The organism is Stenotrophomonas sp. 278, from assembly GCF_003935715.1.
Taxonomy (GTDB): Bacteria; Pseudomonadota; Gammaproteobacteria; order Xanthomonadales; family Xanthomonadaceae; genus Stenotrophomonas; species Stenotrophomonas maltophilia_AH.
Map to the genome: position 1 here is coordinate 46,848 of NZ_RHPP01000004.1, position 26,931 is coordinate 73,778.

Genomic DNA, 26,931 nt, shown 5'->3' on the forward strand with positions numbered 1-26,931 from the left:
CCATGCGCGTCACCACCGACCCACCTCATGCCTTACGGCGTAGACGGCACCGGCGTACGCTCCGGCACCACCACCACCCGCGGCCGGCTCGGCAGCGAGTGCCGCAGAATCCGCCACACGACCTGCCCGAACTGCTTCGGCAGGGAGCCGGTGTTGTAGTGCTGCCCATAACGCTGGCAGATCTCACGTACTTCCACTGCAATGGCCGCATAGCGGTTGGCCGGCACGTCCGGGTAGAAGTGGTGCTCGATCTGGTGGCTCAGGTTGCCGGTCATCAGGTTCATCACCTTGCCACCGGCGATGTTCGACGAACCACGCAGCTGGCGCAGGTACCAATGGCCGCGCGTTTCTTCGCGCACGCATTCCTTGGGGAAGGTTTCCGCGTCGGCAGTAAAGTGCCCGCAGAAGATCACCACGTAGGTCCACACGTTGCGGATCAGGTTGGCCACCACGTTGCCCAGCAGCACCGGCAGGAAGAACGGGCCGGCCAGCGCCGGGAACAGGATGTAGTCCTTGAACACCTGCTTGCCAACCTTGCGGCCGACCGGGCGCGCCTGCCGCAGCAACTGCTTGAAGGTCATTTTACCGGCCAGCAGGCGACCGATCTTCAGGTCCTGGATGGCGATGCCCCATTCGAACAGCAGCGCGAACACCACCGCGATGAACGGCTGCATCAGGTAGAACGGACGCCAGCGCTGTTCGGGGAAGATGCGCAGCAGCCCGTAGCCGATATCGTCATCCAGCCCACGCACATTGGTGTAGGTGTGATGGCGGAAGTTGTGGGTCTTGCGCCAGTTGTCGGCGGTGCCGACGATGTCCCATTCGTAGGTGCTGCCCTGCAGCTGCGCGTCGCCCATCCAGTCGTACTGGCCGTGGATGACGTTGTGCGCCAGCTCCATGTTTTCCAGAATCTTCGAAAGCGCCAGCAGCACCACACCGGCAATCCACGCCGGAATCAGCATGCTGTGCACGAAGGCCCCCAGGAACAGCAGCGCGCGACCGGCCACGCCGGTCCAGCGCACGCCCGCCACCACGCGGCGGATGTAGCGCGCGTCGGCCGCGCCCAGGGTGGCGATATGGCGCGCACGCAGCGCGTCCAGTTCCTCACCGAAGGTCTGCAGTTCAGTGGCCGACAACACGCGGTTTTGCACGGAAGACATGCTCAAAGCTCCAGAATCAGATCGGTGCTGGCGCTGTTCACGCACAGTCGTACTTGCGTGGCCGGTTCGGCCGTATGTTCGCCGGTCAGGGTATTGCGGGTGACCCCGCTGACCTTGCCGCAGACACAGGTGTTGCAGATGCCCATGCGGCAGCCACTGGCCGGGCGCAGCCCTTCGGCTTCGAGCGCGGCCAGCAGCGCGGTACCGCGCGGCAGTTCCAAGGTGCGGCCGCTGCGGCGCAGCTCCACCTGCACGGTACCGGTTTCGGCCGCGACGTCGCTTGCCGCCGGCGGGCTGAAGGCTTCGGCCTGGAAGCCGGCGACCTGTCCCTGCAGGCGGGTGCGCGCGCTTTCGACAAAGCCGGCGGGACCACAGGCCATCACCTGCGCAGCGCTCAGATCGCCCAGCGCGCTGAAGTCGTAGTCGCCCACGCGAACCGCCGGATTCAGCGGATCGCGGGTCAGCGCCAGGTGCACGTGCAGGTTCGGATGGCGAGCGGCCAGGGCGTTGAACTCTTCCACGAAGCACAGCGCCTCGCGGGTCTGCGCCCAGTACACCAGGTCCACCCGGACCGGCAGGCCAGTGGCCTCCAACTGGCGCAGCAGCGCGCGCATCGGGGTGATGCCGCTGCCGGCGGCGAGCAGGACCAGCGGAGCCGATACCGGCACCGAAAGAATCATTTCACCAAAAGCCGGGCCAAGCTCGAACACATCGCCGGGTTGAGCGTTCAGGGCCAGATGCTGGCTGACCATGCCACCGGCCACGGTCTTCACCGTGATTGCCAGGCTGCCGTCGTCGAGCTGGGTCGGACTGTAGCTGCGGCTGAGCCGACGTCCGTCCACTTCCACGCCCAGGTTGACGTGCTGGCCCGGCTGCAGGCCCTTGAAGTGCCGGTTCGGGCGCAGCACCAGAGTCACCGCGTCGGCACTGGCCGCCTCGCGGGACACCAGCCGGGCACGCGCGCGGCGCAGGGTCCACAGCGGATGGACCTGCCCCGCCCAGAAATCGAACAGTTCTTCCGACACCCAGTTGCGGGGCATCAGCGGGTTTCGGCGACGGGCAGCAGGACGGACTCGAGCGTTCATGCCATCACTATACGGCCGAGCATACAGGTGTGTATACAGTTGTATATCGCCCGGACCAGCTATGATTCATCCGATGACTGCCCAGCCCTCCCTGACTGCCACCGACCTTGCCGTATCAGCGGCGGATGAGACACACCCGGCGCGCAAGGGAGCGATCTCCCGCGATGACCTGCTGGCGGCTGCACTGGCCCTGATCGGCCCGCACCGCAGTGTCTCCACGCTGAGCCTGCGCGAGGTCGCCCGCGAAGCCGGCATTGCCCCCAATTCGTTCTATCGCCAGTTCCGCGACATGGACGAACTGACCGTGGCCCTGATTGACCTGGCCGGGCGCTCGCTGCGCACCATCATCGGCCAGGCCCGCCAGCGCGCGGCCTCGTCCGACCGCAGCGTGATCCGGGTCTCGGTGGAAACCTTCTTTGAGCAGCTGCGCGCCGATGACCGCCTGCTGCACGTGATGCTGCGCGAAGGCAGCGCCGGCTCGGACGCCTTCAAGCACGCAGTCGAGCGCGAGCTGAACTACTTCGAAGAAGAACTGTGCGTGGACCTGATTCGTCTGGCCGCCGCGGATAACGGTGCCGTGCTGCACGAACCGCATCTGGTCGCCAAGGCCATCACGCGCCTGGTGTTCGCCATGGGCGGCAGCGCCCTGGACCAGCCACCGGAGAAAGATCCCGAGCTGATTGATCAGCTGTCGCAGATGTTGCGGATGATCATCACCGGCGCGCGCACCATTGCAGGCAATCCACCGACGCGATAAAAAACGGCCAGCTGTTCGCTGGCCGTTTGTGTTCAAACCTTACGGGTAACGCCGCTCGCATCGACGCTCAACCACGCGGTCGCCATTCTTGGACTGCTGGTTGCCCTGGATATGGCGGCCTGCGGCACCGCCGGCAACAGCACCCGCCACGGTCGCGACCTTCTTGCCGTTACCACCGCCGACCTGGTTACCCAGCAGACCACCGGCCACGGCACCAATGGCGGTACCGGTGATGCGGTTGGGATCCTTGCTGTTGCGCTGCACTTCCACGTTCTTGCACACCACCTTGCTGCCGTCATTGAACCGGCGGCCTTCGTCTCTCGGCCCGTACGTCTGCGCCGAGGCGACGGTGGAAAAGGCCAGCAAGGTGCCCAGGCACAGCATCTTGAGTTGGGTCTGCATGGTCGACTCCTGAGGGTGGGACATGCGACCAGTCTCGACACCGCGCCCGCAAGCGACCGTGAAAACAGGTGTACGCCAAGTCAAAGCATCGGCTGCGATTCAGCTTGTGGATCGCAGCCAACGCGTTCAGCGCACCTTGTAAAGCACCGTTGCTCCCGGGCGGGGTTCAAACGCTGGCACGGTCTGCTGGGTCAAGGCAGTGCCCTTGCCATCCCACACCAGCGTTTCCACCGGGTACTCATCCTTGCGGGTCATCGCGTCGATCTGCTTCACCACCACATTGGCACCCTCCGGCACCTCCGGGTTCCAGGCGAACACGCCGACCCGACCAGGCGAAGGCCAGACCTACTTTCAGATCGTCATGGAGATCTTCGCCGGACACCCCTCGCTGACCCTGGTCAGTGGCTGAGCGCACTGCCTGCATATTTCTTCTCACCCGCCAGTACCGACAACCGGACGCGCTTGTGCTGTTCGTCCTGCTGAGCCAGGCGGTTCTCAGGCGGCGGCAGTGGGCAGGTGGCAAAGTCGGTGTAGGCGCACGGTGGATTATGTGCGTGGTTGAAGTCCAGGGTCACTGTACCGTCCGCCGCCACCGGGTCGGTGCGCAGATAGCGCCCCACGCCATAGGTCTGCTTCCCGGTTGTCTGGTCCTGGAACATCAGGTTCAGGCTTTTCGCCGGATCTCCCAAGGCCTCCAGCTGCCACTCACGCCCCTCTTTTTCGAACACGACATACCCCGGATTCGGTGTTTCACTGACCTCCCCCAGCACATTGACGATCGGCAGCGTCCTGCCAGCCGGGTGCGGAACAAACCGCGCCTGCACACGCCAGTCCTCATCGGCTGGGAAGAAGTCCAGGCCGGCGAAATTCCGGCGTGCCGGCGCATCCGCGTGCCGGACTCGCAAGGCCAGTCGCTGCCCGCGCTTGATCGCGGTAATCTGACCCTTGCCCTGATCGTAGAGCAGTTTGGTACCGCCGCCCTGCCCTTCCGGAAACAGGCGCACCTCGCGATTCAATGGCTTGCCATCGACCGTAACGAGCGCCCCGTCCGCAGGTTGGAAGTACAGCCCGTCCGCGCGTTGCTCCACCTGACCGAGTCGATCCGGTGCGATGGCCAGGCGGATGGCATTGTTCTGGCCAGCCCCCACGCTCTGCTTTCCCGGTTCAATCCAGTGCAGCCCGATAAGACTGACCCAGCCGTCGGGCTTGCGCAGGTCGGCGTCCCGCTGCCTGACCCATCTGGCATGCGCGGACTGGAAAGGCGTCGACGACGGCGTGGCCGCAGCCGCCCCGGTCACGACACCTTCCTGTGGGGTACAGGCGGTGGCGGTCAGGGCGATCAGAAGGGAGCACATCATGGCGCGGCTGTTCATGTGGTTCACCAGTTCTTTGAGATGCCAACGTGCAGGTAGCGCCCGTACGACTCATGCAGCGCGGTGAGATAATTGCCACTGGCGTTCAGCGGCGGCTCCTTGTCGAACAGATTCCGGGCTCCCACCTCGACCGCAGCTCCCTTCAGCCGCCCCTGGCTGAACTCCTTCTTCACCGACAGGGCCCAACGCTGGGTGGACCCCACCACGTACGGCGTGCGGTCGGAGTAGGCCCCGGCAGTGACGCTGTCGATGTAGTCATCACGCAGTCGAACCGTCCAGTCCTGCAGGTTCCAGATCAGCGTCGCACTGGCGCGCCATTCCGGCTTGGCACCATTGATGCCGACCTCATTGGCGGCACCCAGGTCGGGCGCAATGATGTTCAGCTGGCCGCTGGCCACTGCGGCAGCCACCTGCTGCACCTCAATCGGCTTCTGCTGCGTGTATTCCTTCAACTGGCTGGCGCTGACAAGCAGGGCGAAGTTGCCCCAAGCTGTCTCCGGCAGGTGCCAGGTGAAGTTGTAGTCCACACCCGATGCGGTCAGCGGACTGCGGTTCTGGTACCGGGTGTAGACGTGCGTCACCACACCAGCCGGAGCCAGGCCTGAGCCCTCGAACTGCGCGATGTCCTCAGCCGTCACAGGCGCGCGCACCACGTTCGGATTGCTGCTGCCTTCCACCACGCGCAGATAGGCGTCGTAGAGCAGTTCCTCGCCCAGCGTGCTGATCGGATTTTCGACCTCTACTTTCCAGGCATCCACGCTCAGGCTGACCGATCCGAACCGATCAGGCAGGAACTGCGGCTCGAACACCGCCCCCCAGGACGACTGCTTCGTGGTTTCCGGTTTCACGTCGTCGCCATAGGACGTCACGGTGCTCACCGATGGCTTGACCGACGAGCCGCTGCTGTAGGCGTTCAAGCAGGCGCTGTAGTCGGGGTGCGCGCCCTTGCTGATCAGCGCGTGGCAGCGGATGGCGTCATTGTTGAAGCCAAAGCCATACGTCGGTGGCGAATTGACCAGCTCCAATCCCGGCGCACGGAAACCGCCGCTGACCGAGCCACGCAGCAGCAGGCTGTCAACGACCTTCCAGGCCGCAGCGAACTTGGGTTTGGCGACCTGGCCCGCATCGCTGTAGTCCTCGTAGCGACCTGCAATCTGCAGATCCAGCGACTGCACCAGCGGAATATTCTGCGCGGGCGAGATGAGCGGCACCGCCAGTTCGATCAGCGCCGACTTCACGTTGCGACTGCCGCGTACGTCCGGTCGCGGGCTGTGGGTAAAGAAGTTGCTGGCCGCGACGGTTCCGGTATACCAGTCCGTATAGGGGCGACTGCCATCAATGTTCTCGTCGCGGTCATCTTCGCGGCTTTCATAGCGGTACTCCACGCCTGCGGCCAGGCCCATGTCACCGGCGTACCAGCTGATCACGTCGGGGCGGTTGACCTTGAAATCCCACAGCGCCAGTTCGGCCGTGCCTTCGCGCGTCGCCTCGCCAATGAACGACGAGGTGTCGTAAGGAGTGGCATCCCCGACCCGGATGCTGTTCGGATCACCACCGCTGAAGGGGTTGTATGCGCTGGCGTCGGTGCGGTTTACTGCCTCGATGAAGGCATCGGTCAATCCGCCCTGCTGGGTATCCTTGCTGCGCGCACGCGAGTACAGCAGCGCGGTTTCCCAGTTCCAGCCGCCCTCGGTCCACCCGCGCAGCCCCAGCAGCACACGCGATTGATCGTTGTCCACTTCGACCTTGCGGATACCCGAATCAGCGAACTGGTAGTTGAGCAGACGGATCGCCTCTGCCCCGCGCAGCGATTCCGGCACCCAATAGGCATCCGGGCGGATGTGCAGCAGGAAGCCATCACCACCGAAGCCGGATTCGCTGCTGACCCAGGATTCGGAGCGGGCCCGGTAGTAGCCCAGCTCGCCAAACAACTGCACGTTGTCGTTGACGTCGAAGCGTCCGCTGGCGAACACGTTCCCCTTCTTTATCGCTGGTGACGTGGTAATGCCCGGTTCGGCAGCAGAATCGTAGTGATAGCGCGTAGGCACCGAGCCGGACACCAGCGCACCGGTGACCGGGTTGACCGACCAGGTACCGGTACGACGCCCATTCGCGTAGGTCTCGAAATGTCCCCACGGGGTGCGCGTACTGAAGCCGGTCGTACCGTTCGGGTCCGGCACGCTGGTGCCGTTACCGAGCGGGCGGCGGCCATCGGTGGCGGTAAACCATGCATCGGAATTGAGCTGCGAGGTGCGTTTGGAGAAGCCGTACAGCACCGAGAAATTGCCGCGACCTTCGGCAAAATCACTGCCGAAGTAGCCATCCAGCGAGATGTCCTCGCGGTGCCCATCGGTGACCTTGCCGTAGTTCAGCTGGATGCCGCCCCCATCGGCCAGGTTGCTGGGCATCACCAGGTCGACCACACCGGCCACCGCGTCGGAGCCGTAGATGGAGGCCGCGCCATCCAGCAGCAGGTTGACCCGCTCCAGCCCGAAGGTGGGAATCGCATTGGCGTTGTAGGTGGTTTCATCGCCGCTGTTGCTGATCGGGTGCTGCACGGTGCGACGCCCGTTGAGCAGCAGCAGCGTGTACTTCGAGCCGAGGCCACGCAGGTTGATCGACCCTACATCCCCGCGCGCCACATTGGAGTTGCGCCCGGCATTGGTGGTGCCCTTTTCGGTCACCGCCACATCGCCGAACTGCGGCAGGCTGCGGAACAGCTCGTTGCCGTTGGTAGCTCCGATCGCATCGATCTGCTCGCGATCCACCGCGACCACCGGCAGTGCCGCCTGCGCGCCGCCACCGGCGATCTGCGAGCCAAGCACCGAAACCCGGTCCAGCGTGCGCGCACCGGCGCGGTCGTTCGCTTCCGCCGTGGCAACCGCCTCCTCCTCGGCATACGCGGAAGGGGCCAGCAGGGTGCACAGCGCCAATACCAGGTGGCGGCGATGCAGGGGCAGGCCACGTCGAACGCGGTGGGCGGGCTCAGGCTTACTGCGCAGGTTCTGCATACGCGCCTCGCACGATGCGACCTTCCAGTTTCTGCTCGTCCTTCACAAGATTGTAGAGCGGGCACGTGGCTTCCACGGACTGACGCAGGGCATCGATCTCCTGTGCCGACGCCGGCGATTCAATACGCACCTTGTAGTGGATGTCGCTGAAGCGCGCAGGCGAGGTGACGTTGCTGCCGAAGCGGGGGCTCAGCTGGCCATCCACGGTGAGTTCCAGCGAGTCCAGCAGCACGTTCCGCGACGCGGCCTGCACCTCGAAGATGTGGGTGAGGCAGGTACCGGTCACGCCCAGCAGATGCTCTTCAACTGTCGGTGCCAAGCCGTAACCCAGCAGATCCGGTGCACTGTCGTGCAATTGCTGGTGGTATCCGTCCTTGCCCAGGTAGACGCGTCGCAGGCCGGTGCGGGGTTCAACGTGGGCGCGGGCAACCAGGGTTTCAGGCTCGGAAGGCTTCTTCTTGCCGTCCGCTGGCTTCACTTGCCGGGCCAGCACCGCCGGGCGCTTTTCCTCGGTGATGAAATCACGCAGGCCCGGCGGCTGCTTGGGATCACGGGTTGCCGGACTCTGGATGTAGTCCACCTCGGCATGACTGACCTGATGCGGCTGGGTGACCAGATCAATGGCTGAAGAGTTCTCATGCACGGCACGCTTCAGTGCCTGCAGCTGCGCCTCCGTGGCCGGGGAATCGATATAGGCCACATAGGAGAGGTTGTTCGGGTAGGCCAGCGTCTCGCTCTTGCGTTCGGGAATACTGGTGAACACCACATCCAGGCCATCCAGTGGCAGGCCCTGCACGGCCGCCTGCACCACGTATTCGTCGGCGACTGCACTGGCCAGCGTGCCCACCAGCGAATCCCAGGAGCCCGCACCCAGGTTGTACCCGGCGTAACTGCGTCCGCTGTCGCTGATGTACTGGTATTCGCCGGTTGGGCCGATGCGAAGGCGGCGTACGCCGGAGCGGCTTTCGGCGGTGACCTTGGCATGGATGGCGGTCGGAGTGCCGGGTTGGGCCTGCTGGGCCTGGATCGCGGCGTGTTTGGCCCTGATGTAGTCACGCAGCGGCGAAGCGGTGCCTTCGGCTGGGAAGGCCATCGGTGCGGTGAGCAACAGCAGGGCAGACAACGCGGTCGCGCCAATGACTTTGGCGGGAGCTGCAGAACGGACGGCGTACATGGGCAGGCGGACTCCGAAGGCGATCATGAACAGGAGCCCACTCTTTCATGTCGCGCCACCGCATTAAAATAACGGTTGGGTATTCCTATATATGCGGGACGCAGGGTGCCCGCACTCCCGGGGAGTGATACTTAACAGCGACTCTCCCTCCTGACGCCCTTTAGTTCGAAAGCGACATGGTTGGTGCCTCCTGAGAAGGCTGCCAATAATGTGCGCCCATGCAGGGAAATGAGACTCGAATGAGTCATGGGAAGGCGCTGCTGTTCGCTCCGACCCAACGCCAGGGGATTGCAGAAATCTCATACTGCGACCGACACACATGTGATCAGGGAGCACTGACGGCCGAATGGACAATCTGTTTTCGCAAGCAACGCCTCTTCTCCTGTTCCTGCTGCCAGGTTTCCTGTCGGCGTGGATATTCTACGGGCTTACCTCACATCCCAAGCCCAGCCAATTTGAGCGGACGGTCGAGGCTTTGGTCTTCACGTTCGTCGTCCAAGGCATCACGGGCATGATCAAGGCGAGCCTCGTTGCCGCTGGTTCCGTTCTTGCCGTGGGAGCCTGGAGTAATGACAGTCAGACGTTCTGGTCGATCGTTGCAACCTCCGCGCTCGGCGTCGGGGTTGCCGCTGCCGTCAACAAGGACACGTTCCACTCGTGGCTGAGGCGTCGAGGATTTACCTCCAGGACTTCGCATCCGAGTGAATGGTTCTGTGTTCTGGATTCAAATCCCGCCTATGTGATCCTCCAGCTTCAGGATGGAAGGCGGCTAACTGGCTGGCCGAAGGAATGGCCGGTGAATCCATCGACCGGGCAGTTTTATATGCAGCAGCCTGCATGGATTGACGAAAATGGAAACGTTGTAGATCTCGACAATCTTGATGGCATAATCATTCACGCAACTGACGTGCGCTGGGTCGAAGTATTTCCGAAGGAGAACTCTGAAGATGACAATGCTGCGCAAGGGGTCTAATCCTCCACCGCCGGTCAGACATGCGTTTGACAACGCCAATCCGCCGACACGCAGTGCGCGGCCGGCTCCCCCACCGAATCCGCCGCCACCGCCGAAGAAGCCCTGATGTTTCCCGAACAGGCCCCGTTGAGGGGCCTTCTCGTGTCGGCGGCAGGGAAATCCCAGCCCCCCAGGGCGTGCCGATACAATAGGCATTCCAGCCTGCCCCGATGGACCCCGCGTGACCCAGAAGCCCGTTGAACACACCCCGCTGATGAAGCAGTTCTTCGCAGCCAAGTCCGACTACCCGGACCTGCTGCTGTTCTTCCGCATGGGGGACTTCTACGAGCTGTTCTACGACGACGCACGCAAGGCGGCGCGGCTGCTGGACATCACCCTGACCCAGCGCGGCAGCTCGGGCGGCGCGCCGATCCCGATGGCCGGCGTGCCAGTGCATGCCTATGAAGGCTATCTGGCGCGGCTGGTGGCACTGGGTGAATCGGTGGCGATCTGCGAACAGATCGGCGACCCGGCCCTGGCCAAGGGACTGGTGGAACGCAAGGTGGTGCGGATTGTCACCCCGGGCACGGTGACCGACGAGGCCCTTCTGGACGAGCGGCGCGACACCCTGCTGATGGCGCTCTCGCGCAACAAGCAGGGCTACGGGCTGGCCTGGGCCGATCTGGCTGGCGGACGCTTCCTGGTCAACGAGGTCGATACCGACGACGCCCTGGAGGCCGAACTGGCCCGCCTGGAACCGGCCGAACTGCTGGTGCCCGACGAAGAAAACTGGCCGGAATTCCTGAAGCACCGCAGCGGCATCCGCCGCCGTGCGCCGTGGCTGTTCGATGCTGACAGCGGCCGTCGCCAGCTGCTGAACTTCTTCAAGCTCCACGACCTGACCGGCTTCGGCATCGACGACAAGCCGCGTGCAACCGCTGCGGCCGGCGCACTGCTGGGATATGTGGAGGAAACCCAGAAGCAGCGTCTGCCGCACCTGACCGCGATTGCGACGGAAACCGCCAGCGAAGCCATTGCCATGAACGCGGCCACGCGCCGCCATCTGGAACTGGATACGCGCGTCGACGGTGACACCCGCAATACCCTGCTCGGCGTGCTCGACACAACGGTGACGCCGATGGGGGGCCGCCTGCTGCGGCGTTGGCTGCATCGCCCGCTGCGCCTGCGCGAGGTACTGGTGCAGCGCCACGACGCGGTCGCCACGCTGATTGATCGCGGCGCGGATGGCGACGTGCGCGATGCGTTCCGTGCGCTGGGCGATCTCGAACGCATTCTGACCCGCGTGGCACTGCGCTCGGCGCGTCCACGTGACTTCTCCACCCTGCGTGATGGCCTGGCGCTGCTGCCGGAGGTGCGCGCGGTGCTCGGCAAGCTGGACTCCCCTCGCCTGCAGGCGCTGCATGCCTCGCTGGGCGAGCACGACGAAAGCGCGCACCTGCTGGCAACCGCGATTGCGCCGACCCCGCCGCTGAAGCTCAGCGATGGTGGCGTGATTGCCGAGGGCTTCGATGCCGAGCTGGATGAGCTGCGTCGCCTGTCCACCAACGCCGATCAGTTCCTGATCGACCTGGAACAACGCGAGCGCGCCAGCAGTGGCATCGCCACGCTGAAGGTCGGCTACAACCGCGTGCACGGTTACTACATTGAAATCAGCAAGGGTCAGTCGGACAAGGCACCGGTGCACTACACCCGCCGCCAGACCCTGACCAATGCCGAGCGCTACATCACCGAAGAATTGAAGTCCTTCGAGGACAAGGTCCTTTCAGCGCGCGAGCGTTCGCTGTCGCGCGAGAAGCTGCTGTACGAACAGCTGCTGGACACGCTGGGTGCGAATCTGGAGCCACTGAAGCAGTGCGCCGCCGCATTGAGCGAACTGGACGTGCTGGCCGCGTTTGCCGAACGCGCGCAGGCGCTGGACTGGGCGCGACCGGAACTGGAAACCGCGCCCTGCCTGCGCATTGAACGCGGCCGCCACCCGGTGGTGGAAGCGGTGCGCGAACAGCCGTTCGAGCCGAACGACCTGGACCTGCATCCGGACCGCCGCATGCTGGTGATCACCGGCCCGAACATGGGCGGTAAGTCCACTTACATGCGCCAGAACGCGCTGATCGTGCTGCTGGCGCATATTGGCAGCTTCGTGCCGACCAGCCGCGCGGTGATCGGCCCGATCGATCGCATCCTCACCCGCATCGGCGCGGGCGATGATCTTGCGCGCGGGCAGTCCACCTTCATGGTGGAAATGTCTGAAACCAGCTACATCCTGCATCACGCGACCGAGCACTCGCTGGTACTGATGGACGAGATCGGGCGCGGCACGTCCACCTATGACGGCCTGGCACTGGCCGATGCAGTGGCGCGCCACCTGGCGTACCAGAACCGCTGCTACACCCTGTTTGCCACGCACTATTTCGAGCTGACCGCGCTGGCTGACGAGCAGCATGAAGGTGGTGCCAGTGGCATTGCGAACGTGCATCTGGATGCCGTGGAGCACGGCGAGCAGTTGGTGTTCATGCATGCAGTGAAGGATGGCCCGGCCAACCGCAGCTTCGGTCTGCAGGTGGCCGCCCTGGCTGGCCTGCCGCGAGCGACCGTGGCGCAGGCTCGACGGCGGCTGGCCGAGCTGGAACAGCGGGGTGGCGAGAGCGTGGCCGCGACGATGGCCCCACAGGCGCTGGATGCGCCACAGCAGTTCGGGCTGTTTACGACACCGTCGAACAAGGCGCAGGAGGCGCTGGCTGCGATTGATCCGGATGAGCTGACGCCCAAGCAGGCGCTGGAGGCGTTGTACCGGTTGAAGGGGTTGTTGTGAGGTCACGACCAACGGTCGTGACCTACCGGCCAGATTGATCGGGCTGACCTGGTACGAGCCGATCGTTGATGGGGCGAATCCGGTAACGCCCGACCATTGGTCGGGTGGACCGGTATGACCCGATCGTTGATGGGGCGAATCCGGTAGCACCCGACCGTTGGTCGGGTGGCCGGCCACGGGCCGGGCGCGTGAAGCCTTCGCATTCCTTTAGTGCACGCGGCGTTATGCTCCGCCGGTCCCCCACCCCTGGACCCAAGGAGTCGATCGTGAACACGCAATCGCTCACTGCTTCGCTCTTCTCGCAATTGCAGAACGGACCTGCCCTCCAGCAGGTTTCCCAGCAACTGGGCATGGACAGCGGCCAGGCCTCGCAGGCAATCAGTGCCGCCCTGCCGCTGCTGATGGGCGGCCTGGCCAACAACGCCAGCCAACCCCAGGGTGCACAGTCTCTGCTCAACGCTTTGCAGCGCGACCACCTCAGCGGCGGCGCTGCCGGCTCAGGCGGTTTCGACCTCGGCGGGCTGCTTGGTGCTGTACTGGGGGGTGGCGGTGGCAGCCCCGCCACCAACGGCATGGGCATTCTCGGCCATGTGTTCGGCGGCCAGACGCCCCAGGCCGCCAACCTGCTGGGCCAGAAGACCGGTCTGGACAGCGGTCGGTCCGGCCAGCTGCTGGCCATCCTCGCCCCGATCGTGATGTCATTCCTGGCCCAACGCTTTGCCCAGCAGGGCAACTCCACCCAGCTCAGCCAGGCCCTCGGCGAGGAGAACCGCCAGACCGGCGGCGGCGGCATCGGCGACCTGCTCGGTGGCGTTCTCGACCAGGACGGCGACGGCAAATTCGGGGTCAACGACGTGCTCGGCCTGCTCGGCGGCAAACGCTGAGCCTCACCGTGGCCGGGCCCCCTGCGGCCCGGTCACTCTTGATAGATGCCACCTATCAATACGGAAGAATCAATCGATTTTACCTATCGAGCAACGTTCACTATCGTCAAGGCACTCCCACATGCCTTGTTCGCGAGGCCACTCCCTCTCTCGCCAGTACACAGGTAGATACCGATGAAAAGCGAAGCCAAGTGTCCGTTCAACCACGCCGTCGTCGGCGACGCCACCACCAACCGAGACTGGTGGCCCCAGCAACTGCGCGTGGACCTGCTCAACCAGCATTCCGCCCGTTCCAACCCGCTTTCGGAAGACTTTGATTACCCCGCCGCCTTCGCCAAGCTCGACTACGCCGCACTCAAGGCGGACCTGAAAGCCTTGATGACCGACTCGCAGGAGTGGTGGCCGGCCGACTTTGGTCACTACGGCGGGCTGTTCGTGCGCATGGCGTGGCACAGCGCTGGCACCTACCGCATCGGTGACGGTCGCGGGGGTGGCGGTCGTGGCCAGCAGCGCTTCGCTCCGCTCAACAGCTGGCCGGACAACGTCAGCCTGGACAAGGCGCGCCGCCTGCTGTGGCCGATCAAGCAGAAATACGGCCAGGCCATTTCCTGGGCCGATCTGCTGATCCTCACCGGCAACGTCGCGTTGGAGTCGATGGGCTTCAAGACGCTGGGCTTTGCCGGCGGTCGCCCGGATACCTGGGAACCCGACCAGGACGTGTACTGGGGCCGCGAGACCACCTGGCTGGGCGGCGACGTGCGCTATGCGCATGGCTCGGAGGGTGTGGTGGAAGACCACGGCGTACTCGTATCCGATGATGATGCCGACGGCGACATCCACTCGCGCAAGCTTGAGAACCCGTTGGCCGCCGTGCAGATGGGCCTGATCTACGTGAATCCGGAAGGCCCGGACGGCAACCCGGATCCGCTGAAGGCGGCGCTGGACATCCGCGACACCTTCGGCCGCATGGCCATGGACGACGAGGAAACCGTTGCGCTGATTGCCGGCGGCCATTCCTTCGGCAAAACCCATGGTGCAGGCCCGGCTGACAATGTGGGTCACGAACCCGAGGCAGCCGGGCTGGAAAGCCAGGGCCTGGGCTGGGCCAACAAGTTCCGCAGCGGCAAGGGCGGTGACACCATCACCAGCGGTCTGGAAGTGACGTGGACCCGCACCCCGGCCAAGTGGAGCCATGATTTCTTCCAGATTCTGTTCGGGCACGAATGGGAACTGACCAAGAGTCCGGCCGGTGCACACCAGTGGGTGGCCAAGGATGCCGAGGCCGTGATTCCCGACGCGCACGATCCGTCGAAGAGGCATCGCCCGACCATGCTCACCACCGACCTTTCGCTGCGCTTCGATCCCATCTACGAGCAGATCTCGCGGAAGTTCCTCGCCAATCCGCAGGCGTTCGCCGATGCCTTCGCGCGTGCATGGTTCAAGCTCACCCATCGTGACATGGGTCCGCGTGCACGTTACCTGGGACCGGAAGTTCCGAGCGAAGAATTCATCTGGCAGGACCCGCTGCCGGAAGCGCCGAAGACTCCGATCAGCGCGCAGGACATCGCCACGCTGAAGCAGCAGATCGCCGACAGCGGTTTGAGTGTGTCCGAGCTGGTGTCGACCGCTTGGGCCTCGGCGTCCACCTTCCGTGGCTCGGACAAGCGCGGCGGTGCCAACGGTGCGCGTATCCGCCTGGCTCCGCAGAAGGACTGGGCGGTAAACCAGCCCCAGCAGCTGGCCAAGGTGCTGGCCGCGCTGGAGAAAATCCAGAGCGGCTTCAAGGGCGAGGTATCACTGGCCGATCTGATCGTGCTCGGTGGTGCGGTGGGTGTGGAAAAGGCCGCCAAGGCCGGTGGCCACGACGTCACCGTGCCGTTCAACCCGGGCCGAACCGATGCCAGCCAGGAACAGACCGACGTGGAATCGTTCGCGGTGCTGGAACCGGCCGCCGATGGCTTCCGCAACTATGTGCGCGGTCGCTTCAGCGTGCCCGCCGAAGCGCTGCTGATCGACAAGGCGCAGCTGCTCACGCTGACCGCGCCGGAGATGACCGTACTGGTCGGCGGCCTGCGCGTACTCGGAGCGAACGTGGATGGCAGCAAAGACGGTGTGTTTACCGATCGTCCCGGCACGCTCAGCAATGACTTCTTCGTCAACCTGCTGGATATGGGCACGCAGTGGAAGGCCAAGGGCGACGGTTACGAGAGCAGCGGCAAGGGTTCGTGGACCGGCACGCGTGCCGACCTGGTGTTCGGTTCGAACTCGGTGCTGCGCGCGTTGGCCGAGGTGTATGCCAGTGCGGACGGTGGCAGGAAGTTCGTGCAGGACTTCGTGGCCGCGTGGGCACGGGTGATGGAGCTGGACCGGTACGACCTGCACCGGTGATTGTGGTTTTCGGGGCGCACGACCAACGGTCGTGCGCTACCGTGCGCATCACAGAAACTGAAAAATCCGGTAGCACACGACCGTTGGTCGTGTGCCGCACACCGTGCGGCGTTACATCGCGTCAAGGTCACCCAGCGCGCGGATCAGCCGCCGCGCGCGTTTATCCGGGCGATGCTCCGGTGCCTGGAACCCGTCACGCATCGCCACGCGCTGGGCGCGCTGCTCGGCGCGGCGGGCCTTGGACGCATCGGTTTCCGCATACAGCTGCTGTGCTACCGGTGCGGGACCACGCTGATCGCTCAACCCAAGCACGTTGACCTCATAACGCTCCTCGCCGCGGCTGATCTGCAGCTGCTCGCCCACCCGCACCGCGCGTGAGGACTTCGGGCGCTGCCCGGCCACATCGACCTTGCCGGTCTCGATGGCCTGCTTGGCCAGACTGCGGGTTCTGAAGAAGCGCGCCGCCCACAACCATACGTCCAGGCGGACACTCGGCACGGGTACGGAAAGTTCGGTCATCGGTACGGGTTACTCGGGTCGTTTGTTCAGGGGGCGGGGATTGGACGGGTCGCTGCGGCAGCCGGTGCCGCCGATCAGGGTGGGCACGCCGGCGTCCAGATCGCGACGCTGGGTTCCGACCTGGCACTCCGGTCGGTCCATCGGCCGCACCTGGGTGTCGCGCAGGCGGTCTGTAGAGGTATATGCGGCCAGCAGGAGCACAATCAAGGCCGACAATCCGTAGAGCCGGGCTCTGCCCGGCTGGGCAGATGATGCAGTCACGTAGAGCCGGGCTCTGCCCGGCTGGGCAGGCGTTCGCACCAACGGCAGCCGGGCAGAGCCCGGCTCTACAAAAGCATTCGCCTCCATGCATTCCGGGCCGACCGGGTATCCAGCGGCCGGTTTGGGTGAGCGGCGGGCCATCTTGCGCATCGCGATATCCCACTGACAGGCGTAGTGCTAGTGTGCGCCTGACCCGCCTCGACCTTCTTCACACATGGCCAAAGCGCCGCTTGACCTGACCACCGGCCCGATCGGGCGCAACCTGCTGCTGTTTGCCCTGCCCATTCTGGCCGGCAACATCGCCCAGTCCTTGAACGGTTCAGTGAACGCGATCTGGGTCGGGCGCTTCCTCGGCGAGGCGGCACTGACCGCCACCGCGAACGCCAACAACATCATGTTCTTCCTGATCGGTTCGGTGTTTGGCATCGGCATGGCGGCGACCATCCTGATCGGCCAGGCGATGGGCGCGAAGGACACCGCCCAGGCGCGACGAGTGATGGGTACGAGTGCGACCTTCTTCATCGGCTTGTCTGCGGTGATCGCGGTGGCCGGCTGGTGGCTGTCACGCCCGCTGCTGGCGGCAATGGGCACACCCGCCGCTTCGCTGCCGTTGGCCGAGGCCTACCTGCGCGTGATCTTTCTGGCCATGCCCACGTTGTACGCGTTCGCGTTCCTCAGTTCGGCGCTGCGCGGGGTGGGCGATTCACGCACGCCGTTCCGCTTCCTGCTGGTGTCGGTGCTGCTGGACATCGTGTTCAATCCGCTCCTGATCTTCGGCCTGGGCCCCTTCCCGGAACTGGGCATTGCCGGTGCGGCCTGGGCGACGCTGATCGCACAGACGCTCTCGCTGATCGGCCTGCTCTGGTACATGCGCAACAAGCGCCACGTGTTGTGGCTGGGTCGCAAGGACATGGCCCTGTTCAAAGTGGACCTGGAGATCCTGAAGGCGCTGGTGGTGAAAGGCGTGCCGATGGGTCTGCAGATGGTGCTGATCTCGCTGTCGATGATCATGATGATGACGATGGTCAATCACTACGGCACCGACACCGCCGCGGCGTACGGTGCGTCGCTGCAGCTGTGGACCTATGTGCAGATGCCGGCGATGGCGATTGGTGCGGCGTGTTCTTCAATGGCAGCGCAGAACGTGGGCGCGCAGCGTTGGGACCGTGTACGCGGTACCGCGCGCAGCGGCGTGCTGTTCAACTTCGCACTGACCGGGCTGTTGATCCTGCCGTTGATTCTGCTGGACCGTTACACGCTGGCACTGTTCCTGCCCAGCGGCAGTGAAGCGCTGGATGTGGCGCGGCACTTGAACCACATCGCGATCTGGTCGTTCCTGTTCTTCGGCGTGAGCTTTGTCATTTCCGGCGTGGTGCGTTCGACCGGTGCGGTGATTCCGCCGCTACTGATCCTGGCTGCGTCGCTGTGGGGCGTGCGGGTGCCGTTTGCCGAGCTGATGCAGGATCGGCTGGGCGCAGACGCGGTGTGGTGGAGTTTCCCGGTGAGCTCGCTGTGCGCGATGTTGTTGTCGCTGGCGTATTACCGCTGGGGCGGCTGGCGCAAGGCGCGCATGCTGCCGAGTCACCGTGAGGAGGTGGCCGCTTCGCCGGCTGAAGTGCCGGCACAGCCGCCCTCGCCGGTGGCGGATCATGATCCGGATCCCAGTCGACCGCCGGCCATGCCCACCTGACCCGTAGAGCCACGCCCTGCGTGGCTGCGCGTGAAGCCCACCATGGTCGAAGCCACGCAGGGCGTGGCTCTACGAGGAATCGCACAACCGTGCACCACGAACGATGGCTCACAAACGCAAACGGCCACCCGAAGGTGGCCGTTGCGGGACAACTTGCGTTGTCGGGAATTACTGGGCCTTTTCGGCGGCCAGGCGGGCAGCCTTGGCCTGCGCAGCGGCAGCCAGATCTTCCTTGATGCGGGCAGCCTTGCCTTCCAGACCACGCAGGAAGTACAGCTTGGCACCGCGGGCCTTACCACGACGCTTCACGTCGACCGAGTCGATGATCGAGCTGTGGGTCTGGAAGACGCGCTCGACGCCGTAGCCGTGCGAGATCTTGCGGACGGTGAACGAGGAGTTCAGGCCGGCATTCTTGATCGCGATGACCACGCCTTCATAGGCCTGGACGCGCTCACGGTTGCCTTCCTTCACCTTCACGTTGACGACGACGGTGTCACCCTGGCTGAACTTCGGCAGCTCGCGGGAGATCTGGGCGGATTCGAAGTCCGAAAGGATGGATTTGTTCAGCTTGCTCATGGGTGCACCGAAATTGTTCGGGTGGGTGTGTCGTTTCGACAACGTGGGCTCATGCAGTCACCGGATTGCGCTGCACGTTTTTTTGTATGGAGCCACCAAGGGGCGTCAAGGGCCCATTGGGAATCCGCGATTCTAGCTGGTTATCGGGCGGTTTGGTAGTGCCGGGGTTGCCCGGCATCACGGGGCCCTTCAGCCGGGCAAGCCCGGCTCTACGCCTTCACGGGCCTCGGCCAACAACTGCCGGTCCGCCTTGGACAGCTGGCTTTCGTCCAGCAGATCCGGGCGACGCAGCGAGGTCCGCAGCAGCGACTGCTGGCGGCGCCAGCGGGCGATGGCGGCGTGGTTGCCCGAGCGCAGCACGTCCGGGACATCGCCCCATTCATGTTGCGCCGGCTGGCTGTAATGCGGGCAGTCCAGCAGGCCCTGCGGGCCTTCAAAGCTGTCCTGGGCGGCAGATTCGGCGTCGTTCAACGCGCCTTCCTGCAACCGGGTGACGGCGTCGACAATCACCGCCGCGCCCAGCTCGCCGCCCGACAGCACATAGTCGCCGATGGAAATCTCCTCGGTGACCTCGGCCGCCAGGAAGCGCTCATCCACGCCCTCATAGCGACCGCACAGCAGGATCATGCGCGGCAGCGCGGCCAGTTCGCGCACCTTGGCCTGGGTGAGCGGTTTGCCCTGTGGGCTGAGGTAGATCACCGGCGCGGGGGCAGGATCGGCTGCTTTCGCCGCCGCCAGACACGCCCGCAACGGTTCGATCAGCATCACCATGCCCGGGCCGCCGCCGAACGGACGGTCGTCCACCCGACGGTAGTTGCCCTCGGCGTAGTCACGCGGATTCCAGCCGTGCAGGTCGAGCAGGCCGCGCTCGGCTGCACGGCCGACCACGCCCAGCGACGCCGACTGCGCCATGAATTCCGGGAACAGAGTGATGACGTCGATACGCATCGAACTAGAACTCCGGGTCCCAGTCGACCACGATCAGGTTGGCCTCGAAATCCACGGATTTGACGAAGTCCGGCTGCACGAACGGAATCATCCGCTCCCGGCTGCCCTGCACCACCACCACGTCGTTGGCACCGGTGGAGAACAGATGCGACACGCGGCCCAGCTCGACGCCGTCCACGGTTTTCACCTGCAGGCCTTCCAGGTCGATCCAGTAGTACTCATCCGGCTTCGGCGGCGGCAATGCGCTGCGCGGCACGGAGATTTCGGTTCCGATCATCGACTCAACCACGTCGCGGTCGGTCACTTCGGGAAACACCGCCACAATATGCTTGCCGGACGCTTTGCCGCGCACGCCCTTGACGGTGCTCTCCTGGCCAGCGGGAGTCCGCAGCGTCCAGGGCTGGTATTGGAAGATGGCGGTTCGCGGCTCGGTCCAGGACTCGAGCTTGATCTCGCCTCGCACACCAAAAGCGCCGACAATCCTGCCCAGCAGGATGCGGCGCTCGGTATCTTTCATCTGCGTATGCCGACGGGCCGCGCCAGGCGCGGCCCTTCAGGATCAGGCCGCAGCGGCCTGGGCCTTGGTCGCTTCCTTGTACAGGTTGCGGACCTTGTCGGTCATCTGGGCGCCGTTGGCCACCCACTTGTCGACCAGCGGCAGGTCGAGCACGATGCGCTGCTCGGCACCCTGGGCCACCGGGTTGTAGTAACCGACGCGCTCGATGTTGCGGCCGTCACGGGCGCTGCGCGAGTCGGTCACGATGATGTGATAGAACGGACGCTTCTTGGCGCCGCCGCGGGTCAGTCGAATCTTGACCATGGTGGTATTTCCTCTGTAGCCCAGTCGCCAGGATGGCGCGGTAAGCCGGCGATTATAGCGGGGCTGGCCGGGCATTCCAAGATGTGGGCGGACCCAGAAGATGACCGGGGCATGCACCGCGTGGGCCGGCCAACGGCCGGCGCTACCGGGGACGCCTGCGCATTGGTGAACCGCGCGGGATGCTGCGGTAGCGCCGGCCGTTGGCCGGCCCAGGCGGTGCCGAACGAAATCAATCCGCCAAACGCTCCCACGATGTCGCCGCCACCACTACCGCGGCCCTCCGGCACAACGCCTCCGACCGCGCAAATCCCACCCCGTCAATCGCCGCCAACGGCCACACCCCGGCCGCATTGCAGGCCACTGCCGCATCAAATCCGCCCAGGTCTGCCAGTCGCACCGGCTCCAGCACCGGCACCCCACCCCACCCGGCCTGCAGCAGCCGCTCCTGGGTACCTCGCAGCGCCTCGGCCTGTGGCCACACCACTTCATCGCCGCGCCCGAACAGCACATTCCAGGTCGTGCCTTCGCTCACGCGCCCCTGCCCGTCCACGAACAGCGCATCGTCGAAACCCGCCTGCAGCGCCAACCGCCGGTGTTGGAACAACGCAAAGGTACCGACGTGCTTCAGCTGCGGCATCTCACGCTGATAGACCACGCTGCGCACGCGACGCGGCATTGCCGGCAATGTGACCGGGGCACCCACCGCCACCAGCACATCCACCGGAAGCACCTGCAGCGGCTGGCGGAAGTCGAATGCGCGCGAGAACACGGTGACGCGAACCGATGCATCGACCACGCCTTCCGCGTGCAACGCCGCCAGAATCCACGCCTGCACCTGGCTGCCGTCCAGCGTGCTGCCGAACAGTTCGCTGGTGCCCTGGCGCAAGCGCCGCAGATGCAGGTCCAGGCCCTGCACCGCGCCATTCCGCACCTGCAGCGAGGTGAAGTGCCCGTAGTTCACCACTGCACCGGCGAGGTCGTCGGCAGTTGCCGGCCGCCCGTTGCAGTAGTGCTTCATGCCAGCAGCGCCCGCGCGTCGCGCCACAGCGTGTGCAGCACTTCTGCCGCCGGTCGTGCAGGTGCCATCCATGCCGACTGACCGGCCCAGGCCTGCATCGCATCAATGCGATGCTCTCGGTTGGCCTGCGCGCGCATGGGTGCGGTCAGGCCTCGCTGCACCGGGTACGGCTGCGGCGGCGGTGCATCCACTGCGGCAGCGGCACGCACATACGGCGTGGCCAGACCACGCCCAAGCCGGCCGCTGAAGGCACGTGTGGGCCAGGTGTCTTCCGGCTCGGCTTCCGAAAGCGCCGCTGACCATGCCGGATCAATCGCGCATTCTGGTGTGCGCAAAAAGCCAGTACCCACCTGCACGGCACTTGCTCCCAGCATCAGTGCGGCCGCCACACCGCGCCCGTCAGCAATCCCGCCGGCGGCGATCACCGGCACCTGCAGGTGATCGGCCAGACGCGGCAGCAGTGCGAACAGACCCACCAGCTGCCGTTCGGCCGCGTCCGGATCAAACGCACCGCGATGACCACCCGCCTCAAAGCCCTGCGCCACCACCGCATCGGCTCCCGCCTGTTCGGCGGCGCGGGCTTCGGCCAGCGTGGTCGCACAGGCAAACCAGGCGATGCCGGCATCTTTCAAACGCTGCACCTGGGCCGGCGAGAACACGCCCATGATGGTGGAGGCGACCGCCGGGTGCGCGGCGATCAGCGCGTCGAACTGGGCATCGAAATCGGCTGGACCGGCATCACCGGCGCTGGACGCCACCTCCGGCCCCCACTGCGCGAGGAAAGCGCGGGTGGCGACTTCGGCGGCGGCGTCGCGTACCGGCAGCGGATCGGGAATCCACACATTGACCTGCGCCTGGCCGGACGATTGCGCACGGAAATCGTTCATCCAGGCCACGATGTCCTGCGGCTGCGACAGTACCGCGCCCATGGCCCCCATGCTGCCGGCACTGGCCAGCACGGCAGAAAGCGACACCGGGCAGGCACCGGCCATCGGGGCCAGCAGAATCGGGGACTGCAACGAAAAACGCCGACAGAAGCTGTCGGCGCGTTCAAGAATTCGCGGGTCGCTCATGCGTGACGCACCGGTTGGGGGAAAACACCCCCAGCATACGCCGGCTGCCCCGGACGCGCATGGCGCGTCCCTACCCTCAACGGAACGGCAGACCGCCGCGGCCGCCCATGGCCCCCATCATGCCCTTCATGCTGCGCATCATGCCCTTCATGCCGCCGCCGGCCATCTTGCTCATCATCTTTTCCATCTGCTGATACTGCTTCATCAGCTTGTTGACGTCGGCCGGGGTCAGGCCCGAACCCCGCGCGATGCGGGCACGGCGCGAACCATTCAGCAGGCCCGGATTGCGGCGCTCTTTCTTGGTCATCGAATTGATGATGGCGATCATGCGCGGCACTTCCTTGCCCTGGCTGACCTGCTGCTTCAGATGTTCCGGAATCTGGCCCAGGCCCGGCAGCTTGTCCATCAGGCCGCCGATGCCGCCCATGTTCTGCATCTGCTCGAGCTGGTCGCGCATGTCATTCAGATCGAACTTCTTGCCCTTGGCGACCTTCTCGGCCAGCTTCTGGGCCTTGTCCTTGTCGACCTGCTGTTCAACCTGTTCCACCAGCGACAGCACGTCGCCCATGTCGAGGATGCGGCTGGCCATGCGGTCCGGGTGGAACACATCCAGGCCGTCCGGCTTTTCGCTCACGCCGACGAACTTGATCGGCTTGCCGGTGATGTAACGCACGCTCAGTGCGGCACCGCCACGGGCGTCACCGTCGGTCTTGGTCAGCACCACGCCGGTCAGCGGCAGCGCTTCGCCGAAGGCCTTGGCGGTGTTGGCGGCGTCCTGGCCGGTCATGGCGTCGACCACGAACAGCGTTTCAGCCGGATTGATCGCGGCATGCAGCGCCTTGATCTCGACCATCATCGCTTCGTCGATCGCGAGGCGGCCGGCGGTATCGACCAGCAGCACGTCCACGAATGACTTGCGGGCGTCGTCGATGGCCGCGCGCACGATGGCTTCCGGTTTCTGGTCGGCGCTGGACGGGAAGAACAGCACGCCCACCTGGTCGGCCAGGGTCTTCAGCTGCTCGATGGCGGCCGGACGGTACACGTCGGCGGAAACCACCATCACCTTCTTCTTGCGCTTTTCCTTCAGGTGCTTGGCCAGCTTGCCCACGGTGGTGGTCTTGCCCGCGCCCTGCAGGCCGGCCATAAGGATGACCGCCGGGGCCGGCACATTGAGGTTCAGGTCGCTGGCAGCCGCGCCCATGACTGCGGTGAGCTCGTCGCGGACGATCTTGATCAGCGCCTGGCCCGGGGTCAGCGACTTCAGCACTTCCTGGCCCACGGCGCGCACCTTGATGCGCTCCACAAGGGCCTGCACCACCGGCAGCGCCACGTCGGCTTCCAGCAGCGCGATGCGGACCTCGCGGGTGGCCTCGCGGATGTTGTCCTCGGTGAGGCGGCCGCGGCCACGCAGGCGCTCGATGGTGCCGGAAAGGCGCTGGGTCAGGGACTCGAACATGGATGCAACCTGTTCAGAACGAAAGACAGAGAGACGCACAGTATAGCCGGTCCGCCGGGTCGCCCCGCGGCCACGCCGGGGCGTGTAGTGCCGGGCCATGCCCGGCAATGCGGCTGCGGGTCGCAGGAATTGCCGGGCATGGCCCGGCACTACGGCGTCACAGTATGAGAAACTGACACGATGACAATCGTTCTCATCGCGACCCTGCTCTACCTGACCGCCACCGCCCTGCTGGTGCGCGCAGTGGCCCGCGATGACGCCGCCCGCTCGCCCACGTGGCTGTGGCCGGCACTGCCGGCCATGCTGCTGCACGGTGGCTACCACGCGCTGGTGGCGATCCGCACCAGTGGCGGGCCGGACATGCATTTCTTCGCCGCGCTGTCGCTGGTGGGCCTGGGCATGGCCTGGCTGACCTCGCTGGTGGGCGCACGCGGGCGCATGTCCGCGTTGGGCGTGGTGGTGTTTCCCGTCGCCGCGGCCCTGCTCTGCGGTTACCACGCCTACGGCCATGAACCGAGCCGCGCGCTCGGCTGGCAACTCGCCACCCACGCCTGGCTGGCGCTGCTGGCCTACGCCACGCTGAGCATCGCCGCGTTGCTCGCGATCATGTTGTGGCTGCAGGAGCGCGCGCTTCGCCGGCGCGATTTCCGTCCCTGGCTGCGCGCCCTGCCGCCGCTGGCGGATCTGGAATCACTGCTGTTCCGGGTGATCGCGGTGGGTTTTGCGTTGCTCACGCTCACGCTGGTGACCGGCGTGCTGTTCGTGGATGACCTGCTGGCGCAGAAGCTGGTGCACAAGACCGTGCTCAGCATTCTGTCGTGGGTGGTGTTCGGGGTGCTGCTGATCGGTCGCCGCCGCTACGGCTGGCGCGGGGTGAAGGCGGTGCATTGGACGCTGACCGCGATGGTGCTGCTGGGGCTGGCGTTCTTTGGCAGCCGGTTTGCGATTGAGCTCGTCTTCAAGCGCGGCTGATGCGTCGTGCCGACCAACGGTCGGCACCTACCCTTTGTCTGCAACCGCCCGTAGAGCCACGCCCTGCGTGGCTTCGACCAGGTTTGGCACCGCGGTGCAGCCACGCAGGGCGTGGCTCTACGCATGTCTCTGGCACCGCGGTGCAGCCACGCAGGGCGTGGCTCTACGGTTTCGTTGATTCCCACACAACCGCGCGACGTTGCGTCAGGCGGCTTCGATGGCCTCGGACAGACGCTCAACCGCAATCACCTCCATGCCCTTCACGCTGCCGGTTTTCGGCGCATTCGCCTTCGGCACGATCGCGCGCTTGAACCCATGCGTGGCCGCCTCGCGCAAGCGGTCTTCGCCGTTCGGCACCGGACGAATTTCCCCGGACAGCCCCACCTCGCCAAATGCAATGGTCTTCTCCGCCAGCGGCCGGTCCTGCAGCGACGACAACACCGCCAGCAGCACGGGCAGATCCACCGCCGTTTCCTGCACGCGAATGCCACCCACCACGTTGACGAATACGTCCTGGTCGCCCACCAGCACCCCGCCGTGACGGTGCAGCACGGCCAGCAGCATGGCCAACCGGTTCTGCTCCAGACCCACCGCTACGCGGCGCGGGTTTGAAAGCGGCGAAGCATCCACCAGCGCCTGCACTTCCACCAGCAACGGGCGCGTGCCCTCGCGGGTGACCATCACGCAGCTGCCTGGCTGCCGCGTGCTGCCCCCGGACAGGAAAATGGCCGAAGGATTGGACACCTCTTTCAACCCCTTTTCGCCCATCGCGAACACGCCCAGTTCGTTCACCGCGCCAAAGCGGTTCTTGAACGCACGCAGCAGGCGGAACCGGCTGCCGCTCTCGCCTTCGAAGTACAGCACCGCATCCACCATGTGCTCCAGCACGCGCGGGCCGGCAATGCCCCCTTCCTTGGTGACGTGACCAACCAGGAACACGGCGGTGCCGGTCTCCTTGGCAAAGCGCACCAATCGGGCCGCGCTTTCGCGCACCTGGCTCACCGAGCCCGGTGCGGCGGTGAGCGATTCGGTCCACAGGGTCTGCACCGAGTCCGCCACGATCAGCCGCGGCTTGTTGCTGCTGGCGTGCTGCAGGATGGCCTCGACCTGGGTTTCGGCCAGCGCGTTGACGCCCTCCAGCGGCAGGTCCAGGCGGATCGCGCGACCGGCCACCTGCGACAGCGATTCCTCACCGGTGATGTACAGCACCGGCAGGTTCGCGGCCATCTTCGCCACCGCCTGCAGCAGCAGCGTGGACTTGCCGATGCCCGGGTCACCGCCGACCAGGATGACTGCGCCCTCCACCAGTCCGCCGCCGAGCACCCGGTCGAACTCGCCGATACCGGTAGTGACCCGCTGGTGTTCGGTGTGCTGCACGTCCTTCAGCGCCATCACCTTGGGCGCATCCACCTTGCCCGCCCAGCCGGAGCGGCGCGAGGCCGGCGACTTGGCCGCGGTGGCGCTTTCCAGGGTGATCTCGCTGAGCACGTTCCAGGCCCCGCACTCGGTGCACTGCCCCTGCCACTTGCTGTATTCCGCGCCGCATTCGCTGCAGACATAGGCGGTGAGCCGCTTGGCCATT

At 65.3% G+C, this 26,931-nt stretch carries 23 protein-coding genes and 1 pseudogene; 7 read left to right on the forward strand and 17 right to left on the reverse strand.

The features are described from left to right. Positions 1–32 precede the first annotated feature (32 nt). Positions 33–1,160 carry an acyl-CoA desaturase gene (locus EGJ34_RS01390; RefSeq protein ID WP_125358349.1) on the reverse strand — a complete coding sequence of 376 codons (1,128 nt, stop codon included), beginning with the start codon at positions 1,158–1,160 and terminating at the stop codon, positions 33–35. A 2-nt stretch (positions 1,161–1,162) separates the two neighbouring features. Beyond that, positions 1,163–2,245, reverse strand: a complete 1,083-nt coding sequence (locus EGJ34_RS01395) for a ferredoxin reductase (RefSeq protein ID WP_125358351.1) — start codon at positions 2,243–2,245, stop codon at positions 1,163–1,165. Between the two features lie 73 nt (positions 2,246–2,318). On the opposite strand from EGJ34_RS01395, the gene fabR reads away from it, so the two are divergent. Then, positions 2,319–3,002, forward strand: coding sequence for an HTH-type transcriptional repressor FabR (gene fabR, locus EGJ34_RS01400; protein ID WP_125358353.1), 684 nt, complete (start codon positions 2,319–2,321; stop codon positions 3,000–3,002). A gap of 39 nt (positions 3,003–3,041) precedes the next feature. Here the strand turns inward: fabR and EGJ34_RS01405 are convergent, their stop codons facing one another. The 5 genes and pseudogenes from EGJ34_RS01405 to EGJ34_RS01425 form a co-directional block, all read right to left on the reverse strand. Further along, positions 3,042–3,404 (reverse strand): glycine zipper 2TM domain-containing protein, encoded by a 363-nt coding sequence (locus EGJ34_RS01405; protein WP_125358355.1) that lies wholly within the window; start codon positions 3,402–3,404, stop codon positions 3,042–3,044. 126 nt (positions 3,405–3,530) lie between these two features. Next, positions 3,531–3,734: pseudogene (locus tag EGJ34_RS01410) on the reverse strand (hypothetical protein); the annotation flags it as partial. A gap of 68 nt (positions 3,735–3,802) precedes the next feature. Continuing rightward, positions 3,803–4,777 (reverse strand): DUF1684 domain-containing protein, encoded by a 975-nt coding sequence (locus EGJ34_RS01415; RefSeq protein WP_125358357.1) that lies wholly within the window; start codon positions 4,775–4,777, stop codon positions 3,803–3,805. Between the two features lie 5 nt (positions 4,778–4,782). Next, on the reverse strand, positions 4,783–7,788 hold the full coding sequence (locus EGJ34_RS01420) for a TonB-dependent receptor (protein WP_125358358.1): 3,006 nt from the start codon (positions 7,786–7,788) through the stop codon (positions 4,783–4,785). Next, positions 7,769–8,962 carry an OsmC family protein gene (locus EGJ34_RS01425; RefSeq protein WP_185750031.1) on the reverse strand — a complete coding sequence of 398 codons (1,194 nt, stop codon included), beginning with the start codon at positions 8,960–8,962 and terminating at the stop codon, positions 7,769–7,771. Before EGJ34_RS01425 ends, EGJ34_RS01420 begins: the two co-directional genes overlap by 20 nt. A gap of 346 nt (positions 8,963–9,308) precedes the next feature. On the opposite strand from EGJ34_RS01425, the gene EGJ34_RS01430 reads away from it, so the two are divergent. The 4 genes from EGJ34_RS01430 to katG all read left to right on the forward strand — a co-directional run bounded on the left by EGJ34_RS01430 (position 9,309) and on the right by katG (position 16,016). After that, positions 9,309–9,935 carry a DUF6338 family protein gene (locus EGJ34_RS01430; RefSeq protein ID WP_125358362.1) on the forward strand — a complete coding sequence of 209 codons (627 nt, stop codon included), beginning with the start codon at positions 9,309–9,311 and terminating at the stop codon, positions 9,933–9,935. A 253-nt stretch (positions 9,936–10,188) separates the two neighbouring features. Then, positions 10,189–12,744 carry a DNA mismatch repair protein MutS gene (mutS, locus tag EGJ34_RS01435; protein WP_185750032.1) on the forward strand — a complete coding sequence of 852 codons (2,556 nt, stop codon included), beginning with the start codon at positions 10,189–10,191 and terminating at the stop codon, positions 12,742–12,744. A gap of 263 nt (positions 12,745–13,007) precedes the next feature. Beyond that, positions 13,008–13,628 carry a DUF937 domain-containing protein gene (locus EGJ34_RS01440; protein ID WP_221740368.1) on the forward strand — a complete coding sequence of 207 codons (621 nt, stop codon included), beginning with the start codon at positions 13,008–13,010 and terminating at the stop codon, positions 13,626–13,628. A gap of 174 nt (positions 13,629–13,802) precedes the next feature. Then, positions 13,803–16,016 carry a catalase/peroxidase HPI gene (gene katG, locus EGJ34_RS01445; RefSeq protein ID WP_125358368.1) on the forward strand — a complete coding sequence of 738 codons (2,214 nt, stop codon included), beginning with the start codon at positions 13,803–13,805 and terminating at the stop codon, positions 16,014–16,016. A gap of 111 nt (positions 16,017–16,127) precedes the next feature. Here katG and EGJ34_RS01450 read toward each other — a convergent pair whose 3' ends face one another. Further along, positions 16,128–16,535: a S4 domain-containing protein gene (locus EGJ34_RS01450; RefSeq protein ID WP_125358370.1), complete on the reverse strand. Its 408-nt coding sequence runs from the start codon at positions 16,533–16,535 to the stop codon at positions 16,128–16,130. A 9-nt stretch (positions 16,536–16,544) separates the two neighbouring features. Beyond that, positions 16,545–16,751, reverse strand: a complete 207-nt coding sequence (locus EGJ34_RS01455; protein ID WP_125358372.1) for a hypothetical protein — start codon at positions 16,749–16,751, stop codon at positions 16,545–16,547. Positions 16,752–17,010: 259 nt separating this feature from the next. On the opposite strand from EGJ34_RS01455, the gene EGJ34_RS01460 reads away from it, so the two are divergent. Next, entirely contained in the window at positions 17,011–18,486 is a 1,476-nt protein-coding gene (locus EGJ34_RS01460) for an MATE family efflux transporter (protein ID WP_125358374.1), read from the forward strand. A 168-nt stretch (positions 18,487–18,654) separates the two neighbouring features. Here the strand turns inward: EGJ34_RS01460 and rplS are convergent, their stop codons facing one another. The 7 genes from rplS to ffh all read right to left on the reverse strand — a co-directional run bounded on the left by rplS (position 18,655) and on the right by ffh (position 24,377). Further along, a complete protein-coding gene (rplS, locus tag EGJ34_RS01465; RefSeq protein ID WP_125358376.1) occupies positions 18,655–19,062 on the reverse strand; it encodes a 50S ribosomal protein L19 in 408 nt (135 codons plus the stop codon). A gap of 189 nt (positions 19,063–19,251) precedes the next feature. Beyond that, a complete protein-coding gene (gene trmD / locus EGJ34_RS01470) occupies positions 19,252–20,010 on the reverse strand; it encodes a tRNA (guanosine(37)-N1)-methyltransferase TrmD (protein WP_125358378.1) in 759 nt (252 codons plus the stop codon). A 4-nt stretch (positions 20,011–20,014) separates the two neighbouring features. Beyond that, on the reverse strand, positions 20,015–20,527 hold the full coding sequence (rimM, locus tag EGJ34_RS01475; RefSeq protein WP_125358380.1) for a ribosome maturation factor RimM: 513 nt from the start codon (positions 20,525–20,527) through the stop codon (positions 20,015–20,017). A 42-nt stretch (positions 20,528–20,569) separates the two neighbouring features. After that, positions 20,570–20,830 (reverse strand): 30S ribosomal protein S16, encoded by a 261-nt coding sequence (rpsP, locus tag EGJ34_RS01480; RefSeq protein ID WP_125358382.1) that lies wholly within the window; start codon positions 20,828–20,830, stop codon positions 20,570–20,572. Between the two features lie 229 nt (positions 20,831–21,059). Beyond that, complete coding sequence (locus EGJ34_RS01485; protein ID WP_125358384.1) at positions 21,060–21,848, reverse strand: aminotransferase class IV family protein; 789 nt, start codon at positions 21,846–21,848, stop codon at positions 21,060–21,062. Further along, positions 21,845–22,921 (reverse strand): nitronate monooxygenase, encoded by a 1,077-nt coding sequence (locus EGJ34_RS01490; protein WP_125358386.1) that lies wholly within the window; start codon positions 22,919–22,921, stop codon positions 21,845–21,847. Before EGJ34_RS01490 ends, EGJ34_RS01485 begins: the two co-directional genes overlap by 4 nt. Before the next feature lie 76 nt (positions 22,922–22,997). Next, entirely contained in the window at positions 22,998–24,377 is a 1,380-nt protein-coding gene (gene ffh, locus EGJ34_RS01495; protein ID WP_125358388.1) for a signal recognition particle protein, read from the reverse strand. Positions 24,378–24,557: 180 nt separating this feature from the next. Between ffh and ccsA the strand changes: the two genes are divergently transcribed. Continuing rightward, positions 24,558–25,349, forward strand: coding sequence for a cytochrome c biogenesis protein CcsA (gene ccsA / locus EGJ34_RS01500; protein ID WP_125358390.1), 792 nt, complete (start codon positions 24,558–24,560; stop codon positions 25,347–25,349). A gap of 204 nt (positions 25,350–25,553) precedes the next feature. On the opposite strand, the gene radA is transcribed toward ccsA, so the two are convergent. Beyond that, the gene (gene radA / locus EGJ34_RS01505) at positions 25,554–26,930 is read right to left on the reverse strand and encodes a DNA repair protein RadA (protein ID WP_125358392.1); all 1,377 of its coding nucleotides are present in this window, start codon (positions 26,928–26,930) and stop codon (positions 25,554–25,556) included. Between the last annotated feature and the right edge of the window lies 1 nt (position 26,931).

Coding starts and splice junctions, on each gene's coding strand:
- EGJ34_RS01390 (WP_125358349.1), bottom strand. CDS start 1,160: ATGTCTTCCGTGCAAAACCGCGTGTTGTCGGCCACTGAACTGCAGACC.
- EGJ34_RS01395 (WP_125358351.1), bottom strand. CDS start 2,245: ATGAACGCTCGAGTCCGTCCTGCTGCCCGTCGCCGAAACCCGCTGATG.
- fabR (WP_125358353.1), top strand. CDS start 2,319: ATGACTGCCCAGCCCTCCCTGACTGCCACCGACCTTGCCGTATCAGCG.
- EGJ34_RS01405 (WP_125358355.1), bottom strand. CDS start 3,404: ATGCAGACCCAACTCAAGATGCTGTGCCTGGGCACCTTGCTGGCCTTT.
- EGJ34_RS01415 (WP_125358357.1), bottom strand. CDS start 4,777: ATGAACAGCCGCGCCATGATGTGCTCCCTTCTGATCGCCCTGACCGCC.
- EGJ34_RS01420 (WP_125358358.1), bottom strand. CDS start 7,788: ATGCAGAACCTGCGCAGTAAGCCTGAGCCCGCCCACCGCGTTCGACGT.
- EGJ34_RS01425 (WP_185750031.1), bottom strand. CDS start 8,962: ATGTACGCCGTCCGTTCTGCAGCTCCCGCCAAAGTCATTGGCGCGACC.
- EGJ34_RS01430 (WP_125358362.1), top strand. CDS start 9,309: ATGGACAATCTGTTTTCGCAAGCAACGCCTCTTCTCCTGTTCCTGCTG.
- mutS (WP_185750032.1), top strand. CDS start 10,189: ATGAAGCAGTTCTTCGCAGCCAAGTCCGACTACCCGGACCTGCTGCTG.
- katG (WP_125358368.1), top strand. CDS start 13,803: ATGAAAAGCGAAGCCAAGTGTCCGTTCAACCACGCCGTCGTCGGCGAC.
- EGJ34_RS01450 (WP_125358370.1), bottom strand. CDS start 16,535: ATGACCGAACTTTCCGTACCCGTGCCGAGTGTCCGCCTGGACGTATGG.
- EGJ34_RS01460 (WP_125358374.1), top strand. CDS start 17,011: ATGGCCAAAGCGCCGCTTGACCTGACCACCGGCCCGATCGGGCGCAAC.
- rplS (WP_125358376.1), bottom strand. CDS start 19,062: ATGAGCAAGCTGAACAAATCCATCCTTTCGGACTTCGAATCCGCCCAG.
- trmD (WP_125358378.1), bottom strand. CDS start 20,010: ATGCGTATCGACGTCATCACTCTGTTCCCGGAATTCATGGCGCAGTCG.
- rimM (WP_125358380.1), bottom strand. CDS start 20,527: ATGAAAGATACCGAGCGCCGCATCCTGCTGGGCAGGATTGTCGGCGCT.
- rpsP (WP_125358382.1), bottom strand. CDS start 20,830: ATGGTCAAGATTCGACTGACCCGCGGCGGCGCCAAGAAGCGTCCGTTC.
- EGJ34_RS01485 (WP_125358384.1), bottom strand. CDS start 21,848: ATGAAGCACTACTGCAACGGGCGGCCGGCAACTGCCGACGACCTCGCC.
- EGJ34_RS01490 (WP_125358386.1), bottom strand. CDS start 22,921: ATGAGCGACCCGCGAATTCTTGAACGCGCCGACAGCTTCTGTCGGCGT.
- ffh (WP_125358388.1), bottom strand. CDS start 24,377: ATGTTCGAGTCCCTGACCCAGCGCCTTTCCGGCACCATCGAGCGCCTG.
- ccsA (WP_125358390.1), top strand. CDS start 24,558: ATGACAATCGTTCTCATCGCGACCCTGCTCTACCTGACCGCCACCGCC.
- radA (WP_125358392.1), bottom strand. CDS start 26,930: ATGGCCAAGCGGCTCACCGCCTATGTCTGCAGCGAATGCGGCGCGGAA.